The 2,275-nt window shown below is 69.0% G+C and carries 3 protein-coding genes and 1 pseudogene; 2 read left to right on the top strand and 2 right to left on the bottom strand.

Annotation, left to right across the window (positions count from 1 at the left end; translation table 11 throughout):
• Window positions 1-696 carry a translation initiation factor IF-3 gene (gene infC / locus WAX14_RS11905; RefSeq protein WP_422628269.1) on the bottom strand — a complete coding sequence of 232 codons (696 nt, stop codon included), beginning with the start codon at window positions 694-696 and terminating at the stop codon, window positions 1-3.
• Between the two features lie 351 nt (window positions 697-1,047).
• On the opposite strand from infC, the gene WAX14_RS11900 reads away from it, so the two are divergent.
• Together WAX14_RS11900 and WAX14_RS11895 are read left to right on the top strand one after the other, a co-directional pair.
• Window positions 1,048-1,398 carry a DUF1844 domain-containing protein gene (locus WAX14_RS11900; RefSeq protein ID WP_422628268.1) on the top strand — a complete coding sequence of 117 codons (351 nt, stop codon included), beginning with the start codon at window positions 1,048-1,050 and terminating at the stop codon, window positions 1,396-1,398.
• A gap of 88 nt (window positions 1,399-1,486) precedes the next feature.
• On the top strand, window positions 1,487-1,984 hold the full coding sequence (locus WAX14_RS11895; protein ID WP_422628267.1) for an RrF2 family transcriptional regulator: 498 nt from the start codon (window positions 1,487-1,489) through the stop codon (window positions 1,982-1,984).
• On the opposite strand, the pseudogene WAX14_RS11890 reads toward WAX14_RS11895, so the two are convergent.
• Window positions 1,957-2,275 (bottom strand): annotated as a pseudogene (locus WAX14_RS11890) (radical SAM/SPASM domain-containing protein); the annotation flags it as partial. The gene WAX14_RS11895 and the pseudogene WAX14_RS11890 sit on opposite strands and share 28 nt — an antisense overlap.

Genomic DNA, 2,275 nt, shown 5'->3' with positions numbered 1-2,275 from the left:
CTAGCTGGTCTGTGCGTCGCCCTGCTGCTCGGCGGCGGGCGCAGGCGCAGCCGGCGCGGGAGCAGCCGGCGCGGGAGCAGCCGGCGCGGGCTTGGCGGTGTTCGCCTGGACCGCTTCCTGGGCCTTCACGCGGGTCTTCGCGCCCTTGTGCGGGGCCAGCACCATGGTCATGTTGCGGCCGTCTTGCTTGGCGGAGGTTTCGATGAAGCCGAGGTCGGCGACGTCGGCGCCCAGACGTTGCAGCAACCGGAAGCCGAGTTCCGGGCGCGACTGCTCGCGGCCACGGAACATGATGGTGACCTTGACCTTGGATCCGGCTTCGAGGAAGCGAACGACGTTGCGCTTCTTGGTCTCGTAGTCGTGATCGTCGATCTTCGGCCGGAGCTTCTGCTCCTTGATCACGGTCAGCTGCTGGTTCTTGCGCGATTCGCGCGCCTTCTGCGCGGCCTCGTACTTGAACTTGCCGTAGTCCATGATCTTGCAGACCGGCGGACGGGCGTCAGGGGCCACCTCAACCAGATCGAGGTCGGCGTCGTATGCCAGGCGGAGTGCATCTTCAACACGCACGATTCCGACCTGTTCGCCGCCCGGTCCGACGAGCCGGACCTCGGGAACTCGGATGCGCTCGTTGATGCGAGTCTCAGCGCTGATGGGGCCTCCTAGGTAGAGCGGTGTGGTCTGGTGACCGCACCGCAGCACGCGGGCCCTGCGCTCCTCGACGAAAAGACCCCGCTGTGGCGGCACGTGCGCCACGCGGGGTCCGATTACCGACCGGTCCGATGAATCGGCAGCCGGGGCTGCTCATCCATCGCCCGCCCGAAGGGCGAGATGCCCACCGCGCCGGAGGCGCGAGAGCGGACCGGACCACTGAGCTGCAACGATGTGCCGCCAGAGGTGGGAGTCGGACTCCACTTTGCTGCCCACATGTCATCCACGCGGGCGGTCGTGTCGTCCACAGTAGCAAATCCGCATGTGAGGATCGAATCGTGCGCCCGCGCGCCCGCCCCGCGAGCGGTCCACGACAACTGAAGTGGGATGCTCGACGCCATGACCGAAACCCCCGAAACACCCACCGACGACGTTCGCGACCTGGCCGAGATCCCGGCAGTGGAAGTGATCAGCCGCGCCGCGGTCATGCTGATGAGTTCCGCCGCCGAAAAACTCGGCTTGGCCGACGAGAACCCCGACAACAGCGACCATCTGGACCTGGACGAAGCGCGTCGTGTGATCACCGCGCTCGCCGGCCTGGTCACCGCATCCGTCGAATACCTCGGGCCGCACGCCGGACCCATCCGAGAGGGCCTGCAGGCACTGCAGAAGGCGTTCCGCGAAGCCTCTGCGCACCCCGACGAGCCCGGCAAGGGTCCCGGCGAGAAGTACACCGGGCCGGTGTACTGACACACACCGCACTGACACACACCGCACTGACGCACGCCCTGGGTACGCGCCGCGCCAGGCACACACCACCCCGCGGTACGTTCGGCGCATGCGCGTGCACCTGGGAAGGCGGGGCGACTACGCCGTCCGCGCCGTAGTCGCCTTGGCCCGTGCCGCCACAGCGGCCGACGACTCGCCCCGCCGCAAGACCCGCGCCATCGCCGACGAGATGTCGATTCCGCTCAGCTACCTGCCGCAGATCCTCGCGCGTCTGGTCACCGCCGGGGTGGTCGACTCGGTTGCCGGACCGCGCGGCGGTTACCACCTGGCCCGCCCGGCCGCCTCGATCAGTCTGCTCGAGGTGATCGACGCGGTCGAGTCCGACAGCGAGCCTCCTCGATGCATCCTCGAGCGCAGACCCTGCGGGTGGGCGCGGGAGTGCGCTGTCCACCGGTACTGGTCGGTGGCGCAGAGTTCCTTCCTCGACAGCCTGGAGTCGGTCACCTTCGCGGACATCGCCGCGGTCGATGCGGCGCTGACCGGGCCGGCGCGAACACCGGCCATCGCGGAGGATCCCGCTCAGTCGAGTGCCGACGGCGGCTCGTAGACGCACGCCGGGTCGGCCGCCAGCGGATCACCGGTGACGGCGAACGCGTGCGAACGCGACCCACCGCACACTTGCCGGAACTCGCACCGCCCGCACTTCCCACCGAAGCCGTCGGGTGCACGCAACGCCCGCATCACCGGCGCGGTGCGGTAGATGTCGTCGAAGCGCTGCTCACGCACCGACCCCGCCGGGACCGGCAGGAAACCGCTCGGATACACGACTCCGAGGTGATCGACGAACGCGAAGCCGCGGCCGGCGTTCACGTCCATCGGCGGGCGGGCGCGACGGGTC

This window comes from Rhodococcus sp. (in: high G+C Gram-positive bacteria) (assembly GCF_049299235.1).
In the GTDB taxonomy this organism is placed as follows: domain Bacteria; phylum Actinomycetota; class Actinomycetes; order Mycobacteriales; family Mycobacteriaceae; genus Rhodococcus.
The sequence above is the reverse complement of the archived record's forward strand: the minus strand, read 5'-3'. Positions and strand labels throughout refer to the sequence as shown.